Raw genomic sequence first — 18,318 nt, 5'->3', positions numbered from 1 at the left:
TCGTGGAAGGTGAAGGCGTGCGGCGCGGAGCCGTGGTCGTGGAGGTGCTCCAGCCTGGAAACCCCGTCCCGCCAGGTGGGTATCACGCCGTCGGCGACCCACCAGAACACGTAATTTGGGTGCGGTGTCCTCTCGAACCAGTCGTAACGCCTGTTCAGCGCCTCACGGTGCAGACCGGTGTACACGGCCTCGAAGGCGGGGCGCAGGTCGGTCCAGAGCGAGAGGGTCGTGGCCAGGGCGGTGGTTTCGGCACTGCGGCCTTTGCCGTACCAGGTCGGTACGGCGAACTCTCCCCATGCACCCCAGTCCGCCTCGAAGAGCTCGCCCCGGTCACCGTCTACAGCTTCAGCACGCCCGAGGTATCCGGGGTGCTGACCGATCTTCCGGTAGACGGCCTCACCGATGTCGTAGAACTCGCGCGTGAGAGGGGCGGGATCGGCGAGAGGTGACTTCAGGACGCCGAATGTGTACAGAGCAAGATGGGGCATGCGTCTCTCCCTGGTTGGGGCTGCTTGGCGTGGACCCGGTTCGGTGGCTTACGCATGGGGGCGAGGGTTCGTGGTTCGTGACCGACTCATCCCGTCGCGGCCGGCCCAGCCTGAAGGAACCCCTGTGCGACCGGGGGCGACCACCGAAGACCAGATGAAGGTAGCTGCCTCAGCGGGCCCTGTCGAAGTTGCGTTTTCCCCGTTCAAGTGGCCTCGTGTAACAGGTCCTTGCGGGATCTGGGGCGGTGTCGGTGCCTGCCGTCGTGGAAGTCCGCATAGGCCCGGCAACTGCGGAGGAGCAGCATCGACAGGTCCGCTCAAGCTGCTGGGCCGGGGGGCGCGGGCGGCGTCGACTGGGTTGGATGAGGCCGCCCTCAGGCAGCGGGCGGAGCAAGCCGACGCCGGGCTCGGGGCGCGTGGCGGCGTACAGCGCGTACGGCTGCCACGGCGGGCCCGTGTCGGGATATCGGTGGGCGAGCCCGGCCGCTTCGACGGCCAGCAGAGTGATCTGATGTGTCCGTACGTGGTCGGGGTGGCCCGTCAGCTGCCCGAACGCGTCGTGACCCACGACCAACTCGGGCTTGAAGTCGCGAATGTGGGCGACGAGGTGGCCGACTGCTTCGTCGAGGGAGGCGTCGACGAGCCAGGGCCGGCCGGGGGCCGCCTCGGGGTTGCGGGCATCGTTGTAGCCGAGCAGGCGGGGGACTCCGGCGCCCAGGACTGCCAGGGCTTCGGCGATTTCAGGTGCCCTGCGGCTGTCCGGCGCCCAGGTGGCGATTACGACGGTGGTGCGGCGCCAGCGGCGTGATGCTGGTCGATGACGCCGCCGGTGAGCAACGACTCGTCGGCCGGGTGTCCGAACACGGCACGGGGGTGCTGCTGGGCTTCGGTGACGAGTCGGGTGAGGACGTCGGTGCGGGGGAAGGTGGCGTCGTTGTCGAGGAGGAACAGCCACTCGGCCGGGTCTGGTTCCCGGCCGAGGGAGTCGGCGTCGGCGTTACGGCTCCCGGGGATCCCGACGTTCTCCGGCAGGCGGACGGTGAGCGCGCCGGGCGGCACGACTTCGGGCTCGCATCCGTTTCCGACCACGCACACCCGCACGTCGAGGCGCAGCGTCATCTCGCCGTTGCCGCAGCGGACGTCCAGGACGCGGACCGGCCGGGCCGGGAGTTCGGCGAGGAGCCGGCGCTCGACCAGGTCGTGGCGGAGTCGGCCCCGCGCGCTGTCGGAGTGGGCGGGTGTACGCGGCGCCCACGGTGTCGAACCCGTCGAACCCGGTCACCGTGACCACCCGAGTTCCGTGTAGACGCGGCCGGCCCGAATGCCTTCGATCGCGGCGCGGGTGTAGGAGACGATCGGCTCGGGCAGGTCCTTGGCGCTGCACCACTGCCAGGCGACGCACTTGTCCGGCTCCCGCAGCTGCGGTGTGCCCTCCCAGTGGCGGGCGCGGAAGAAGAGCTGGACACGGGGCGGGTCGGTGGGCCGGTCCTTCATGTGCAAGGTGTGGACGAGCTCGACGTCGGCCGGGTCGATCACGAGCCCGGCCTCCTCGTACGCCTCCCGCACGAGGCACGCGGTCGCCGCCTCGCCCTCGCAATGGCCCGCGAGGACGTGCCAGCAGCCGCCGCCGTACGCTGAGTCGGGGTGCCGCAGGCCCAGCAGGACCTGGCCGTCGCGTTCCAGATAGAGGTGGACGCCGACCACGTTCAGCACGGTCCCGGACGGCGCCTGTGCTGGAACGGTCGCCGCGACGCGCGTCGGCCCGTCGGCGAGCGCGGGGTGCTCGGCGGCGTGCCGCTCCAGCAACGTCCGGGTCGACGGCAGCATCGTCATGCAGGGGAACTTCTCGGGCCGCACCCAGGCGAGCATCACGCCCTCTGTGAGGGGCAGAAGGGCCGGGGCGCCGTTCCAGCGGCCGGTGAACAGCTGGATCGGCACGCGCGTTCCGTCGGTGCCGGTGACGTACTCGACCGCGTACGGCTCCAGGCCCGCGACGGTCAGGCCGGCCTCCTCGCGTAGCTCCCTGCTGACCGTGTCGAGCAGGGTGCGGTCCTGCGGCTCCCGGCCGCCGCCGAGCAGCGACCAGCAGCCGGGCTCCCAGATCCACGGCTTGTTGGCGTCCCGTAGGTGCAGCAAGTACCGGCCGTGGCCGTCATGGATGATCGCGGACGCGTTCACCGGCTCGGGCTGTCCGTCCAGCTGCGGGTGGAGGAGTTTCGCCCGCAGGGTTGGTGAGGTGACCTTATGCATCGGTAACCACTGGGCGCCGGACACCTCCTCGCTCTGCAGGGTGATCGTCGGCGGGTTGTCGTCGGCGAGGTAGAACACGTATCGGAAGTCGACGTGCTGGTGGGCCGGTTCGCCCTTGGACGGGTTGGAGTCGAAGTCGTGGATGTCGATGTCGTGGGCGGACGCCACCGGGTTCGTCGTCCTGCCCCGCCGCCCGACTGACGGTCTTGATCGTGAGACGGAGGTGCTTCTTCGTCCAGTCGACGAGTCGTCCAGCGTAGGCGGAGTCTCACTTCCTCGTGCCCCCGCACCAGCGCTCTGGCCGGGGACACTGGCGATGTTCCTCCCAGGCCGGTCCCCGCGCCCTGGGGGACGAGACCACCGTCGCCTCCGTCCACGGCCGTTGTTCATATGAACGGGAGGGCACCTGGGGGCCGGGGGTTGCTTGTTCGAACCGGGTCAGGCCTGACGCAGACTGGAAGGGTCCAGCAGCCGTGTTCGCGCCGCGGCGCGTACCTCGGGCGTCTCCATCGGATCATCGCGGAGTATGGCGATCCGTGCCAGGGTCTCCGGGCTCGCGGGTGCTGCGGTGACCCCCAGCAGCCGCGCGTTCTCCTCGCAGTCCCAGAGGGACTCTGCGTGCACGTGGTCCAGGCCGTCACTGTTGATGGCGGCGAGTACCTCCAGGTACGCAGTCCGCTCATGCGAGTGCGGGGTGTGCAGCCAGAAGCGCCTCAGGTAGGGCACAGCGCCGGCGGCGTCGGGACCGAACCGTGCCAGGCGCCGGGCCGTCCGATCGGGGCCGCACCAGGTCCGCGCCGCCCATTGCTCTGCGAGTTCCTCTACGAGTCCCGGCAACGCCTCGGGCCTCGGATGGTCGGCCAGGACATCGGCTCCCAGCTGCGCCAGCCATGCACGTTCGTCCTGCGCCCAGCCGTGCGCTGCCGGTACGGCGGCGGTGCCGAGGCGCTCAACGGCCCGCCTGACAAGGGGCAGGGGGCGGCGACCATCCGGGGTGCCCAGCAGGGGGACCAGCGGGATCAGTTCCTCAGAAGGCTCTCGGCTGTTCAGCGCACGCAGAGCGTCGAACTTCGTGGCGTCTTCCGTGCCGGAGTCGGCGAGCAGGGTGAGGAGGTCTGCGGTGCTGAGCCTGGTCAGTGAGGGCCGCGTGACGGACGGGCGGCTCTGTACTTCGATCCCGAACCGTGTCCACGGCTCGCAGAACCACGGAAGCTCCGCTTCTCCGCCGATTCGAGCACGTGCGACGTCACCGAGGTCTTCCCACCACTCTGCCGGCCAGCCGGCTGATACCGACTCCAGCACCCGGACCCAGTGATCACCTCTCCGGACATACGCCCGAAGCCCCTCCCGGGCCTCGTCCGATCCGGCGAGAGCCAACAGCTCCAGAACATCACAGGCCCGCAAACAGGAATCCTCGTCCCCCATCAGCTGATCCACGATCGGCGCGGGGGACAGCTCCAGGTCCCTGACCAGCCGCGCCAGGTACACAGAGCGATCGTCGGTCCCGTCCCATCGCCAGTCACGGAGGATCCCGTCGTACACGAACACAGCGGCAACCTGCGGGTCCTGGAGCGCGCGCACCGCGCCCAGGCCACGCCCCCGTTGCAGCAGGCCCTCGACGGAGTCGGGGTGGGCGTATGTCATCTCGTACTCACCAGTCATTACGCGGAACCCTGCCCGACTTGGCCACCTATCCGCCAGGGGATATCGGTCAGGTCCTACTGGACGGCCGTCTGGTCGAACACGCCCAGCCCTTCGACGAGGCGGGTGTGCTGTCGGAACTCGGGTTCGGGCTCAATTTCCGTGGACCATGCACTCTGAGTGACGGTTGTCGGCAAGTAGGCACCGGGGAAGTTGCCCGGTTTTGACCCGGACCGGTGCGGTGTGGCGGACAGTTCGACCGTGGAAGAAGTGGTGCTCCGGCTGAAGGAGTTGCTGCTCCCGTCGATTACCGACGTGGCGGTGCTATCCATCGCCGTGAACGACCAGGCGGTGCACATAGAGGCCCGAAGCACGGCGGGGGGCATCTGTCCCGGATGCGGGAACTGGTCACGGCGGATTCACAGCTCCTACCTGCGCTTTCCCGCTGATGTGCCCAGCGGAGGCAGACGGGACGCTCTCTGCTTACGTGTCCGCAGGTTCCTCTGCCCGGTCATCTCGCGCCGGAGGCGGACCTTCGCCGAACAGCTGCCAGGGGTGACCCGTCGGTACGGCCGACGGACCGAACGCTTGCGGTCGACGCTGGCTGCGGTCGGCCGTGCGCTCGCCGCCGGGCGGGTGTCCGCATGGCGAGCGTGTTCGGCGTGTCCGTGAGCCGCCAAACTTTTGGCCGACGCAGCCACCCCCGGGAGACCTGCTCCACGGGCAGGGCAGGGCCGGCCATCCAAACTCGACACCTTCAAGCCTTACTTGGATGACCGCTGGAACCAAGGCTGCACGAACGCCTCGACGGTGTGGGGAGAGATCGCGCCGCTCGGCCATCAGGGCAGCTACCAGCGCGTTCGCGCCTACTTCCGGGAGAAGCGGCTCTCAGCAGGCTATGTGCTCACCGTTCTTGAGAGTCAATCCCGGGAGACTCAGCCAGGGCCAAGCCATGGCCAAGCCAGGGCTGTCCCGGGTGGTGACCGCGCTGATCGCGCACCACGGAACGACTTTCGAACGTCCCAGGCCACGTTCGGTGAGACCCGTGGAGTGAATCTGCACTCCCATGACACAGCTGCGGAACGCGCCCCAGGCACGACCTGCCAGACTCACGGTGGAGATGACCACGCCTGCAGGATCGGCGGCCTCCCCGCTGCTGATCAGCATCCCGGCGCCTATCAGCGAAAACATGCCTCCCACTATGAACAGAGCTATGCGCTTCCCGATCTGCAGAGGGTCTGGGGCGGTATCGGGGGGCGGTGTAGTGGACTCCATGGCCCCGACCCTGAGCCGAAGATCGTACGCTCCGGGGGCGTTTCACCGTCAGAAGATCAGCGACAGAGCCGGTGAAAGTGCTCAGCTCGGCATCCAGCAACGTGAGGCCGGAGGAACCGGGCAGGCCGCCGGGTGCGACGATCCAGCCATGTCTGAGGACTTGTCGCGCTGGTATCGGGGCCGCCTGATCGTGGGGCCGTTCAGGCTGTTCAAGGCCGGTGAGCTTGAAGATCTCGAACGGGAGATCGGACTGCCCCTGCCATCCTCGTATCGCTCCTTCCTGGAAACAGGGGGCGGAGGAAGCCTGATGTATTCAGTGCGTCTGCCGGCTTGTGAGCCGGAGCCGTTCCAGAGCTTCGACGACCTCTATCCGCTCGGCCGTGACGACGATGGCGAATACGGCTGGGGCACCTTGCTCGGCGAGTACCGTCGCAGCCGTGATGGGCGGCTCGCCGGTGAGGTCTCTCTGGCCGGCCTTCTGCCGATCGCCCGCAACGGCGGCAGCGACACCCTGTTCCTTGACCTGAACCCCGCCACCCATGGCCAGCTCTTCGCCTTCGTCCACGGCATCCCTCACCCCAGATACCTGTCGAGGGGCGTCTTCACCCATGTCGCTGACGGCTTCGACGACTATCTGGACATGCTCGTCGTCGACCCCGACCTGGCAGCCGACACCTGGGCCGATGTGGCCGACAGTGACTCCACCGACCCTTGGCGGCAGACCGTCGAGGAATGGCTGGACAAAGAACTGCCAGGCTGGCGTGCTGAGCCGTGGGCAGTAGTGCTCTGTCCTCCCAGCGCTGTGGTTGGTCACGCGGCGGCTGGGGTCAGCCTCGCTGCATCACCCGCGGGCAGTCGCGCCGCACCGGCCAGTTGGCACCCGCCAAGCGCAACGAGAGTGACGTTCGCCCGGACCACCGCCACCCCGCTCTCATCGCGTTCTCCGTCCCTCCACTCGCGGACCCTCAAACCGGCACCCCCAATCTGCTCGGCTGCCAAACCAGATCGCGAGGCGCCGTCCGGTGACGGTCGACAACAATCGTGCGCCTGGCGAGCTATCTGCGAGATCCGGTTAGGCGATGCCTACGCCGAGGCTCGCACGGCCGCGCTCGGCGGCAGGCCGGTCCTGACCACGGCGATCGTCGCCGCCTCCCTCGACCGTGACTGGCTCGTCGAGGTCGAGGTCGAGGGCGTCGCCGCGGGCCGACGCCCCGGCACGGTCGGCCACGACGCCGAGGACCCGAAGACCCGAGGGTCCCCGGCTGCGTCCGCCGTCGCCGGCCGGCCTCCTAGTTGCCGAGGGAGGGAGTTCAGGCGGCGCCGATCCTGGCCCTCAGCTGCTCGCACTCCACAGCCGACCAGAGGGCGCCGGTCACACCGTCCACCAGACGGTCGTCCGTGAGCTCGGGCAGCATGCGCCGTACGGTCTCGCCGAGTTCGTTCCACAAGCGGAGCGTGGCTTCGTGCAGGCCTCTGGACCCACTGCGGCTCTCGGCCAGGAGGTCCACGCAGGAGCGCGTGTCCGGCCCGACGGCGGCGAGTATGCCCTCCGCCGTGGCGGTGTCCACGGCGCGCAGTCGCGCGGAGCCCGCGGCGTCACGTGGGCGCAGCGCGTGCCACCATCCCGGCGGCGGGGTGATCGAGGAGCCAGCGGCCCACCGTGCCGTGCGGGGGCTCGACACCGTCTGTCCGGTCAGCGGCCAGGCCGCCACGATCGCGCCGTCAGGCGCGCGCAGTTCGCCGTACTCCCCGGTGGCGCCGGTGACGCGGTGCACCGTGCGGGCGCGGTCGTCGCCCGGCATGAGCACGGACTCCCGCTCGGCCGGCTCCGCGGTCGAGTGCACGCGCCGCTTGCCGTCGAAGGGCAGCGGCTCGAAGGCGCCGTCGCGCCAGAGCACTCCTGTCTGCCACGGCCTGCGGTGGTCGTACGCCTCGTCCTGCCACTGGGCGACGACGCCTTCAGGCCCCATCGCGATGGCGCGACCGACTCCCGCCAGGAGGAGGGCGTCGCCGCCGTCGCGGATCTCCGTCCACAGGCCCCGCTGCCAACCGGCATCCTCGTCGGGCAGTCCGAGCTCGTCGGGAATGCCGGTGCGCAAGGTCCGCGCAAGGGCCGAGGCCGGGTCGGGGGCGAGGATGCGCTCGGCCTCGTCCGTGAAGTGGCGGCGCACGGCGCGCGCGGCGAACGGCTCCAGATCCCGCAGCGCCGCGTGCAGCGGTTGCACGCCGCCTTCCTGGGCCCTCCGGCCGTGTTCGCCGAGGACTTCCGCGACGAACGCGCGCAGGGCAGTCCCGGTGGCCAGGCTCTTGAGCCGCCCCGTGTCCCCCGCCAGTGGGTGCGGTGCGAGGCGACCGATCAACAGGGTCGCCCTCGGGTCCGACAGGTCCCCCACCAGTCGGGGCGTGAAGCGGCCGTCCTGGGTGACGTGGGGCAGGTCGTCGCCCTTCGCCCGCCCGAGCCAGCCCAGGAATCCAAGTGGCGAGGACTCGTCGGGGTCGATCGGGATGCCCGCCGTCAGCAGCATGTCCAGCAGGCCCAGATCGACGCACCGGTCGCGTGCCGATGCGTGGCTGTCGGGCATCCGCAGCATGGGCAACGCGTGGTGGACGGCGCCTTCGGCGCGCAGCCGCGCGCCGATCTCCCCGAGGAGTTCGGACACGCCCGCCGCTGACGGTCGAAGCCCTCGGTACCGGTGAGCGAAGCGGTCCAGCCAGGCCAGGACGGCCTCCGCGTCGACGCACGCCCCCCCAGCAGCCTTCGGCGAGCCGGGGGCAGAGGCGGGCGTCACGCCGGTGAGCAGTGCGGCCGCGCCCGTCTCCCGGAGGAGCCCCACCCACGCGGCGGCCGCCTCGGTCAGTGCGGCCCGGCCACCACCGACGGGTGCGGCCGTCAGACGGAGCAGGGCCTCGGGAGTGACCTGGCCCTCGGCGAGGAGCGCCAGCAGGACAGGGGTCCATCCTGCCGAGACGCTCGTCGTAGCATCGTCCATGCCGCCGTAGGTCAGTAGTCCGCGGAGCAGCTGACGGTGCTCCTCATCCAGGGGAGTGGCGCCGGAGGTGAAGGCCAAGAGGGCGCCCGCGAACTCCGGCCGGGACGGAAGATCAGCACGGTGCCAGGCCAGGACGAGCCTGCGGTAGCTGTGAGCTGCCTGCGGGGCCGGCAGGCGCGCGGTCAGAGCGTCGCGATGGGCGGCCAGGGCACGCGTGGAGACTGCGCCTTCCGCCGCGCACTCCACGAACGACTCGATCACGGCGTCCTCGTCGACGGCCAGGCCACTGCTGTTCTCGACGTCGCGAGCCCGGGCGAACAGCGGCTGCGCCATGGCGGGGCTGCCCGCGGCGGCGATGATCCGCGAGCCCTCCTCCAGCACGGTCGCCGCCAGCCGGGGCGCCTCCTTCTCCAGCGGGGCGACCGACGCCTCCAGACTCTTGGCCGCGCGCCCCGGCTTGGTTGCCGCGGTCGTCGCGCAGGTGCGCAGCTGTCCCAGCAGACCGATCGCCCGGTGGACGTCCGAGGGTTCGGCGCGGGACACGCGCGCGAGGAAGGCCGGCGGCATCGGACGGACCCGGCCGACGACTTCGCGCCCCGGCCCCGCATCGGTCACGGGCGTGAGACCCAGGGCCCGGGCCACGATGTCCTCGGCGTCCGCCGCGCGACCCGGCGTCAGCCGTACGATACGGGCCCCTTCGTCCAGCGCTGCCCAGTCGTACCGGCACACCGTGAGAGCGTCCTCCCCGTCCGCGCCCGAGGGCTTGCCCGGGGCCACAGCGCCGGCGTCGAGCAGCTCCTCCTCGCTCCAGCCTTCCGACGCCGTCTCGCCCACCCCGCCCGGCCGAGCCCCCTCCGGGGCGCGGGACGCGTCACGGGGGCCGGCGTTCTCCGCGCAGCGGGCCAGGAACAGTCGATAGGCGGCAGAGGCGTCGGGGCGCTCCTCCTGGCGGTAGCCGCCGTCACGGGCGTCGTAGAGATGCGCGGCCACCCGCATGCCCTCCGACCAGGCGACGAGAGGGATGTCGTCGAACGCGCCCGGCCCTTCGCGGAGCTGGTGGCGCGGACCCCAGAACACCTCGTTCATCAGCGTGCCGGACATCGGTCCCTGCCAGCGCAGGTCGATGCGCATGGGAAACCGCGCGCGGCCGGCGGGCACGTCGAAGTGGGCGGTCTCGCCCCGGATACGGCCGCCGAACCGGGACACGGCCCGCTCGAACCGCGCCCCACTGTCGAACTCGGCCCCGTCGAAGGCGCTCACCCCCCAGCGGGAGTGCCGCCGCACGGGCGCCGCCGAAGGCCGACGCCACACCGTCCGGCGCAGCTGCTCCACCCCCTGTTCGCCGCCGTACGCGTCCAGGAGGCGGCGCCAGCGCTCCAGCCCCTCGCTCCCGTCCGGGGCGAGCAGAACAGGGTGAGGAACGGTCACCAAGGGCACATCGAGACTCACTTCCCCCTCGGGGGAGACCACGCGCAGTCCATCGGCCGCGCCGGGCCCTGCGTCGACGAGCAGACCGGCGCGTGACACGTCCGCCGAGCCGTCGGGCCCGTACGGCGCGATGACCAGGTGGTGCAGGGCGCGCCGCCAGTACGGGTCGGGCCACACCGCGCGCATCAGGCGCGCCGGCACGGGAAGGGAGCGCGTCATCCACCGCTCGGCCTCGGCGCGGGCGTGTGCGGCGTGATCGGCCAGCCAATCGGCGAGCGCCAGCAGCGACTCCGCCCTCTCATGCCGGCGCACCTGGGCCGGGACCTTCTTCAAGACCCTGCCCGACGCGTTCCGGCAGATCAGCGCCGGGCGCGGCTCCGCGTACGGGTCGAGCGCCAACTCGTAGGCCGAGCTTCCGGAGCCGTCCCGCTCCGCGTCCTCGACCGCGACCCACTCCACCATCATGTCCCCCGAAGTCCTGAGCTCTCGCCGGCGTGTCACACCGTCGCGATCACTCTAGGTAACCCCGCTGACAACCCCGCGGAAGCGCCGGCCGAGCCTCCGCCGGCCGGTCAGCCGACCGGCCGCGGTCCGGGGCGCGGTCCGGGGCGAGGAGCGGGCGTTGTCAGTGGTGACCTTTAGCGTCGGGGGTGTTGAAGGGCTGTTTCCCGACAGGAGTGGACGATGACGGAGGACTGTGTGGAGCCTGTGCTCAGGGTGGTGCTGACCGATGTCAACGAGAGTGTGGTGGACGCGTGGCGGGCGGCGTTCGCCGACACCGGCGGGATCGAGATCCGTCGGGGATCGATCCTCGACGTGGACGTCGACGCCTGGGTCACGCCGACCAACTCGCGGGGACGGATGGACGGCGGGGTCGACGCCGTCATCAAGCGGCACCTCGGAGCGGGCATCCAGGTGCGCGTACAGCGGGCGATCCGCGACCGGTTCGCCGGCAGCCTTCCCGTGGGCAGCGCCGTCTGCGTCCCTTCGGGGGCGACCGTCCCGCGGTACCTGATCTCGACGCCGACGATGGTGCAGTCCTCGCAGAACGTGAGCGAGACGCTGAACGTGGCGCTGGCGTGCGCGGCCGCGTTCCAGGCCGTCCACCGGCAGAACCAGCAGGCGCCCGGGAGCATCCGCTCCGTGGCGTTGGTCGGGATGGGGGCACAGACCGGCCGGGTCCCGGCCCGGATCTGCGCCAACCTGATGTGGACCGGCTACACCCTCTTCCACGACCACTGGTTCCAGGACGACGACGAGCTGCGTGCCACGATCACTGCGCAGCTCGCCGGCATCGAGAACGCGCCGGTCACCAAGCGGGTCCGTATCGTGCCGCCGACGGGCATTCCAGCCGCCGCCGATCCTGTCCACCCCGCCGCGCACACGACCGGTCAGCTCGCCGGCCATCCCCACCCTTCGAGCACGACGACCGGGAGCCCCTCCTCCATGAGCGACGCCACCACCACCGCCGCCCAGCCCGACCCGAACGACCCGCTGGGCCTGACCGAACTCTTCAAGGACGGAGGCGAACCCTGGCTTCCGCTGCTGAAGCCCGTCGTCGAAGCGCAGCCGGACGCCGCCCAGTTCATCGGCCAGGGCCGCAGCCCGGAGGTCGTCCCCGTCCGGGAGCTGACCTTCCAGGCCCTCAAGCCCAACCCGCCGCACAAGTGGAAGGTCGTCGTCTTCGGCCAGAACCCGTACCCGCGGCCGGAGAGCGCCACCGGCATCGCCATGTTCGACAACACCTTCAACGACTGGAAGGACAGTCAGTTCGGCAGGGTCGTCAGCATCCGCTGCATCATCAAGGCGGCGGCGATGTGGAAGCACGGCATCGTCAAGAAGACGCCCATCTCCGACGTGCGCGCGCTCCTGAAGGAGCACGACACGGTCCAGCCGCCGGAGTGGTTCCAGGCGATGCTGACGCAAGGCGTGCTACTGCTCAACGCCTCCCTCACCGCCAGCGCCGACGGCGCGATGGGAGCGGACCGGCACACCACATTCTGGCGGCCCGTCGCCGAGCGGATCGTCGAGGAGATCCTCAGGGCCAAGCAGAACGCTGTCGACGAGGAGGACCGCGGCGTCGTCTTCGCCTGGTGGGGCGCCCACGCCCGTAATTTGAAGAAGGTCGTCCTGCGGCTCCAGGAGAAGTACCCGGACGTCGAGGTCCGGCACATCGACCACGCCAACCCCGCTGCCCAGGGCGATGTCTTCTGTGAGGGCGACCACTTCGCCATGGTGAACGAGGCCCTCGCGTCGCTGGGCGCCAAGGAGGTCGACTGGCTGCCGAGCAAGGGATGGAACCAGGAAGCCGCCGGGGCCGGCGGCGCGGACCGCGACGTGGCGGCGCGCATGGGAGCCTTCATAGCGTCGACCATGGAACTGCACCAGCTCTATCTGGAGCGGCTCACCAGCGTCAAGGACGAGGGACTCCTCCTCCCGGAGATCACCGGTGTGTTCGACACCCCGCTGATGGACTTCCTGGACGCCGTCGCGCCCCTCACCGAGGTTCTGCCCGGGCTCGGCCGGCACATCGACCAGTCCCGGGAGTTCGGCAAGCGACGGGCGGACGAGACGACCGGCGGCCCTTCCGCCGACGCGATCGCCGCGGTCCACCTCTACACCTGCGGATCCCGGTTCTACCGTGAGATCAACGCCGTCCTCCGCTCGCCGGACCGGAGCAAGGCCGTGCCCTACCTGCCGTACCTGAGGCTGCTGTTCTCGGCGGTCTCGGCCCTGCCCACCCACACCCAGCCACTGTGGCGCGGCGTGTCGCTGGACCTGCGGACGCAGTACCCGCTCGGACGGACGGTGACATGGTGGGGCGTGTCCTCGTGCACCTCGGAGCTGGGCGTGGCGCGGTCCTTCCTGGGCAGCCGGGGTAAGCGGACGCTCTTCGAGGTGACCCCCGCCCGGGCGGTGGGGATCCGGAGCCTCTCCGCGTTCACCGGCGAGGAGGAGTACATCCTCGCGCCGGGAACGCAGTTGAAGGTGACGGACGTGAAGACCGAGCGCGGTGGCCTGTGCACGGTCAAGCTGACCGAAGTGGACGCCGACCGCCTCGTCTCCTGACCGCCGCGCCGACTCCGGCGCGTGAGCCGCGACCCCTGGGGCTCGACCCAGGGGTCGCGCCCCGCGAGGCCTGTTCCGCCGGGGCGGAAGCCCCTGCCAGAGGCTGGGGTGAGGAGCGGGCCACGACGAGGACGACGGGTCAGAGTTGAGCGCCCAGACCGGCGCCCGTTCCGCAGGTCCGCCAGAAGGACCCTTTGTCCTGGCCCGTGGCGCAGTTCCAGGGAACGCGGGACCTGTCCGGGGCGATGATTGGGGCGGGGTGAGCTGAGGGATGCCGGGCAGGAACGGCTGCGGCCGTCCCTGCCCGGCAGTAACCGGCGTTGTGTGCGGTGGCGGGGTCTCCGGCAGGTGATCGACAGGATTCCGCACCGGGTGTGGACGAGGGGCTCGGCCGCTCGCGCGGCGGGTTCACCAGCACTTCGCGTACGTGTCCCTCACGGTGCGCTCACCACTGACGCCGAAAGCCCGGTGCTCCGAGCTCGTGGAGACGGGCGTGTCCTGCAACGGTTCACTGGACGGACGCTGTTCACTCCATTCGCCAAGGCGTCGCCATCAAGGCGGCACCCCTCCTTCTCGATACAGGTGCAGGGCGTCGCCTCGGCGCCGTGAGCGATGAACGACTGTCGCTTCGCCCGAGCCGATAGGCAACGGGGCCGCTCGATAGTCCTCTTGCTGAGCGACCGGCGGTGGGGCCTTCGCTAGCCTGTGCTGCTGTGACTGGCTTTGTGCGGCTTCCGCTGCTGTTCCTTGACGTCGACGGACCGCTTATCCCGTTTGGGGCGGAGCCGCGGCAGTATCCGACCTATGCGCTCGGTGCCGATCTGCGGGGGGTCGATGCGAACCCGCTCCTGACCAGGATCAATCCTCAGCACGGGGCCAAGCTGGCCGCGCTTCCCTGTGAGGTGGTCTGGGCCACGACGTGGATGGATGAAGCGAACGAGTGCATCGCTCCGTTGCTCGGTCTTCAGCAACTTGCCGTGGTTGTCTGGCCGGAGCCGTCAGACGTCGATGATCAGGACGAACGCGATGGGCTGCACTGGAAGACTCGTGCCCTTGTCTACTGGGCGGCAGGACGGCCGTTCGTATGGGTGGATGACGAGATCACGGACACAGATCAGGCCTGGGTTGCCGCCCATCACGGGGGACGCGCCCTGGTCCACCGGGTTGATGCCCGTTGGTCTCACCGATGGCGACTTTGCGGCTCTCGACGCTTGGCTGCGACAGCCGTTCGGGGCGGAGGTCCGCCAGCTCTCTGGTCGGCGAGATGAAGCCGTTCCTATGGCGAGGTCATCTCTTCCCAGCACGATCGCAGAATGGACGCAAATTTAAGCGAGCCGAGGGTGAACCGAAGAACTTCGGCAAACCTGCACGGTCACCGCACTAGGTCGGGTTGCTGTGCAGCTTGCGTCGTTCCCGGCGGTTGGGGTGGCGGATGACTACTCCTCCCGCGCCGCCGGACCCGGTGAGCCGGATCAGCGGAGTTCCGGGGAGACGGTCGGACGTGGTCTCGTCTTTCAGGCCGCCGGCGCCGGGGTCCATGCCGCTGGTGTCTGCAGCCCAGGCGTCGGGGATGACGATCGTGACACCAGATGTCTCCCCGTACGCCTCCACTGCCACCTCGGTGAGGCGGCACTCGACCCGGGTGAAGTCGAGCTTCACACCCCCCACGCCTCCGTGAGCGATCACATGCCCGGGAACCTCCCAGCGCCCAGGGCCCCGAGACGCGCCGAACATTCCGCCCTTGAGCACCAGCGGTACCTGGCTCGCAGAGGAATGCGGCCTCGGCAAGTCGTGGGTCAGGACGGCCAACTCGGCGTGTGTCTTGGACGTCAGCGCCTGCTCCAGGCGCGAATCCAGCTCATCGAGATCGATTCGCCCCTCGGCTGCCGCATCGCGCAGCTGCTCCACCACTGCTTCCCGGTCATCGTGAGAGGCGCGGAGCTCTCCTGATGGGTCATGGCGCGGAGAGGGCTCCGGGGACTGGGCAGTCATGGGCACAAGGATAAGCAGCCGGCGGACAAGGCGGACTGGGCGTCCGGGGCGAGACTGCACATCTCAAGCGCTGCCAGTGGCGTTCCGACCGGCCTCCTTTGTTGGGCGTGGCAGTGAGGGGACTGGTCAATCGCTCACCGGGCTGGGGTGTCGGGTGCCGGGAAACCCGGCGCCCGCCGAAGGGTGACGCCGCATCCCGTGATGGATCCGGGCGGGAGGGCTGGGTTGTCGACTAGCTTGACTCTGTCGGTGATCTTGAAGTTTCCCCGGTGCGTCGGCGTGATCGGTGGGCATGTTCGGGGGTGTTCCGTGAGCCCATGCAGTTGTCGAGGTGCCTGTTGTCGCTCCGTCCTCGTTCCGGTGAGCAAGTCCCGCCTCTGACCGCGCAGATCGCGCGGGCGAGCAACCCGGGCGGTACGGCGGCGATGTGGGTCAGAGACCGCTTGGACGGGCTGTGGAGTGACGAGGACTTCGCCGATTGGTATCCGCGTGACGGGCGTCCGGGCCTCTCGCCCGCCCAACTGGCCACCGTCTGTGTGCTGCAGTTCGTGCTCGGCCTGTCAGACCGGCAGGCCGCCGAGGCGGTCCGCTGCCGCATCGACTTCAAGTACGCCATGGCCATGGAACTGGACGATCCCGGCTTCCACCACAGCGTGCTGACAGACTTCCGCGACCGTCTCACCGAGGGCGACCGCGCCGACCGCCTCCTCGACCTCGCACTGGCCCGCCTCAAGGAAGCCGGACTGGTGCGCGAGCGCACCACCCAGCGCACCGACTCCACCCACGTCCTGGCCGCGGTACGTGACCTGACCCGCCTGGAGCTGGTCACCGAGGCGGTCCGCGCCGCACTCGAAGAAGTAGCCAGCACCTCCCCTCACCTGCTCGACGGGCTCATCGACGAGGACTGGGGACTCCGCTACGGCCGGCCGGTCCGCCTGGGCAAGAACCCCACCAAGCCCATGACCAGGATCCTTGCCACCGGAAACGACGCCATCCGGCTCCTGGAACACCTCTACCGGCACGGAGCGGACCGCATGTCCGGTCCCCGCGTCCAGGCCCTGCGGCAGATCATGGTGCAGAACTATCACCGTGATGCTGCTGGGCACCTGCGCTGGCGCACCGCCGAGAAGGAAGGCGGGGCGGGTCTGCCGCCGTCGTCGGGGGCGATCGTCTCGCCCTACGACACTACGGCCCGCTACGCACGGCACGGGCACGTCATCAACTGGAAGGGTTTCGCCGCCCATCTGACCGAGACCTGCGCGTCCGACGGCCCCAACGTGATCACGGACGTGGCCACCACCGCGTCCACCACCCACGACAGCAAGGTCCTGCCCGGCATCCACAGCCGCCTGTCCCGGCGCGGCCTGCTGCCCGCCGAACACCTGGTCGACGCCGGCTACACCTCCCTGCCCAATCTGGAACAAGCCGCCTGTGAACACCAGGTCACCGTCTCCGGGCCGCTGAAGAGCAACCCCACGCACCAGCACCGCCGAGGCGAGGGCTTCGCCCGGGACGACTTCCACATCGACTTCGACCGTCGGCAGGTCACCTGTCCCCAGGGCCAGGTCAGCGCGGGCTGGCACGGCCCCTACCCGACGTCCTCGCCCACCGCGGCACCTCTGATCGTGGCACGGTTCACCAAGAGCCAGTGCCGTCCCTGCCCGGCTCGCACCCAGTGCACGAGCACCGCCGACAGCGCCCGCACCGTGGGCTTTCCCCCGCGCGAGCTCCGCGACCTACAACTCCGCGTCCGTGCCGAGCAGCAGACGCCCGAGTGGAAGGCCCGCTATGCGGTCCGCTCGGGGGTGGAGGGCACGGTCAACGAGTTCGCCCACGGACACGGCATGCGCCGCTGTCGCTACCGAGGACAGCGCAAAGCCCACGTCCAGCACGTCCTGACCGCCATCGCCATCAACATCGAGCGCCTCAGCGGTCTCCCACCAACCGAGAAGGCACCCCCTTCCCGACGACCGACCGCCTTCCAGAGCTACCTCGACCAGCGCGGGATCTTCAGGCCGAAATCCTGGCGCACCCTGGGCACCTGACCTCGACAACTCCAAGATCACCGACAGAGTCAAGCTAGAGGCCGCTGCGGAATTGGTCACTGCGGAGCGGAACACCCCCGCCTGCGCGGGGAAGACGGTACGGCGTGCGTGGTCATCACGCAATGGATCGGAACACCCCCGCCTGCGCGGGGAGGACTGCTTCGCGCCGGGGGTGCCGTCCTCGTTCAGCGGAACACCCCCGCCTGCGCGGGGAGGACGGTGCCCGATGAGGAGTTCCTACGGCCTGGACCGGAACACCCCCGCCTGCGCGGGGAGGACAGCAGCCGCACCCGGCGGCCGGACCCGAGACCCGGAACACCCCCGCCTGCGCGGGGAGGACTTCACGCGGGCGCCGGTCCACCGGCCGCCGAGCGGAACACCCCCGCCTGCGCGGGGAGGACTTGCCGACGGTCTTGCTGCTCAGGCCGATGGACGGAACACCCCCGCCTGCGCGGGGAGGACGGCCGGTGGAACGGGCAGAAGAAACAGGACGACGGAACACCCCCGCCTGCGCGGGGAGGACGGCCGGTGGAACGGGCAGAAGAAACAGGACGACGGAACACCCCCGCCTGCGCGGGGAGGACAGCGGGGCCACGCTGCCGAGCAGCGCCGAGATCGGAACACCCCCGCCTGCGCGGGGAGGACGCAGGCCGCCCGCGCGGACGCAGCCACCATCCCGGAACACCCCCGCCTGCGCGGGGAGGACGGCCGGTGGAACGGGCAGAAGAAACAGGACGACGGAACACCCCCGCCTGCGCGGGGAGGACCTCATCGACGGCCGCCTGATCCGGTGGAACCACGGAACACCCCCGCCTGCGCGGGGAGGACCACCGGCCACCCAACTTCACCTCGGGCCTGATCGGAACACCCCCGCCTGCGCGGGGAGGACACTGAAGTCGCCGTTGATCAGCGCCACGAGGGCGGAACACCCCCGCCTGCGCGGGGAGGACCTCATCGACGGCCGCCTGATCCGGTGGAACCACGGAACACCCCCGCCTGCGCGGGGAGGACCTCATCGACGGCCGCCTGATCCGGTGGAACCACGGAACACCCCCGCCTGCGCGGGGAGGACGCGCCTGTGCCGCCCTGCACGGCCTTCAGGAACGGAACACCCCCGCCTGCGCGGGGAGGACGGCCCTG

11 protein-coding genes, 1 pseudogene and 1 CRISPR repeat array (1 of these 13 running past the window's edge) are annotated in these 18,318 nt (G+C 70.1%); of the genes and pseudogenes, 5 read left to right on the top strand and 7 right to left on the bottom strand.

All coding sequences use genetic code 11. The features are described from left to right. The 5 genes from IEZ01_RS29350 to IEZ01_RS29330 form a co-directional block, all read right to left on the bottom strand. On the bottom strand, nucleotides 1-488 hold a 488-nt coding region (locus IEZ01_RS29350), incomplete at its 3' end, for a DUF3291 domain-containing protein (protein ID WP_229833274.1). A gap of 169 nt (nucleotides 489-657) precedes the next feature. After that, entirely contained in the window at nucleotides 658-1,185 is a 528-nt protein-coding gene (locus IEZ01_RS36120) for a PIG-L family deacetylase (RefSeq protein WP_373287678.1), read from the bottom strand. An 80-nt stretch (nucleotides 1,186-1,265) separates the two neighbouring features. Further along, the gene (locus IEZ01_RS36115; protein WP_373287680.1) at nucleotides 1,266-1,607 is read right to left on the bottom strand and encodes a glycosyltransferase family 2 protein; all 342 of its coding nucleotides are present in this window, start codon (nucleotides 1,605-1,607) and stop codon (nucleotides 1,266-1,268) included. Nucleotides 1,608-1,766: 159 nt separating this feature from the next. Continuing rightward, on the bottom strand, nucleotides 1,767-2,906 hold the full coding sequence (locus tag IEZ01_RS29335; RefSeq protein ID WP_229833273.1) for an NUDIX hydrolase: 1,140 nt from the start codon (nucleotides 2,904-2,906) through the stop codon (nucleotides 1,767-1,769). A 270-nt stretch (nucleotides 2,907-3,176) separates the two neighbouring features. Then, nucleotides 3,177-4,382: a hypothetical protein gene (locus tag IEZ01_RS29330; protein ID WP_189204693.1), complete on the bottom strand. Its 1,206-nt coding sequence runs from the start codon at nucleotides 4,380-4,382 to the stop codon at nucleotides 3,177-3,179. Nucleotides 4,383-4,622: 240 nt separating this feature from the next. Here IEZ01_RS29330 and IEZ01_RS36110 point away from each other — a divergent pair, with 240 nt between their 5' ends. Next, entirely contained in the window at nucleotides 4,623-5,051 is a 429-nt protein-coding gene (locus IEZ01_RS36110; RefSeq protein WP_373287677.1) for a transposase family protein, read from the top strand. A 751-nt stretch (nucleotides 5,052-5,802) separates the two neighbouring features. Next, nucleotides 5,803-7,056, top strand: coding sequence for an SMI1/KNR4 family protein (locus tag IEZ01_RS35285; protein WP_229833272.1), 1,254 nt, complete (start codon nucleotides 5,803-5,805; stop codon nucleotides 7,054-7,056). Here IEZ01_RS35285 and IEZ01_RS29315 read toward each other — a convergent pair. Then, entirely contained in the window at nucleotides 6,965-10,537 is a 3,573-nt protein-coding gene (locus IEZ01_RS29315; protein ID WP_189204691.1) for a DUF4132 domain-containing protein, read from the bottom strand. The two genes, IEZ01_RS35285 and IEZ01_RS29315, sit on opposite strands and share 92 nt — an antisense overlap. A 219-nt stretch (nucleotides 10,538-10,756) precedes the next feature. Between IEZ01_RS29315 and IEZ01_RS29305 the strand changes: the two genes are divergently transcribed. Both IEZ01_RS29305 and IEZ01_RS29300 read left to right on the top strand, forming a co-directional pair. Then, on the top strand, nucleotides 10,757-13,141 hold the full coding sequence (locus IEZ01_RS29305) for a macro domain-containing protein (protein WP_229833271.1): 2,385 nt from the start codon (nucleotides 10,757-10,759) through the stop codon (nucleotides 13,139-13,141). Nucleotides 13,142-13,854: 713 nt separating this feature from the next. After that, nucleotides 13,855-14,368, top strand: a pseudogene (locus IEZ01_RS29300) (HAD domain-containing protein); the annotation flags it as partial. Between the two features lie 153 nt (nucleotides 14,369-14,521). On the opposite strand, the gene IEZ01_RS29295 reads toward IEZ01_RS29300, so the two are convergent. Further along, on the bottom strand, nucleotides 14,522-15,133 hold the full coding sequence (locus tag IEZ01_RS29295; RefSeq protein WP_028797166.1) for a DUF1707 SHOCT-like domain-containing protein: 612 nt from the start codon (nucleotides 15,131-15,133) through the stop codon (nucleotides 14,522-14,524). Between the two features lie 338 nt (nucleotides 15,134-15,471). On the opposite strand from IEZ01_RS29295, the gene IEZ01_RS29290 reads away from it, so the two are divergent. Continuing rightward, entirely contained in the window at nucleotides 15,472-17,178 is a 1,707-nt protein-coding gene (locus IEZ01_RS29290) for an IS1182 family transposase (protein ID WP_229833270.1), read from the top strand. 67 nt (nucleotides 17,179-17,245) lie between these two features. Then, nucleotides 17,246-18,318: a CRISPR direct-repeat array (repeat unit 29 nt; unit sequence CGGAACACCCCCGCCTGCGCGGGGAGGAC) (it continues 54 nt past the right edge of the window).

The organism is Streptomyces purpureus (assembly GCF_014648195.1).
Classification (GTDB): domain Bacteria; phylum Actinomycetota; class Actinomycetes; order Streptomycetales; family Streptomycetaceae; genus Streptomyces; species Streptomyces purpureus.
This window is presented reverse-complemented; position numbering and strand designations above follow the sequence as displayed.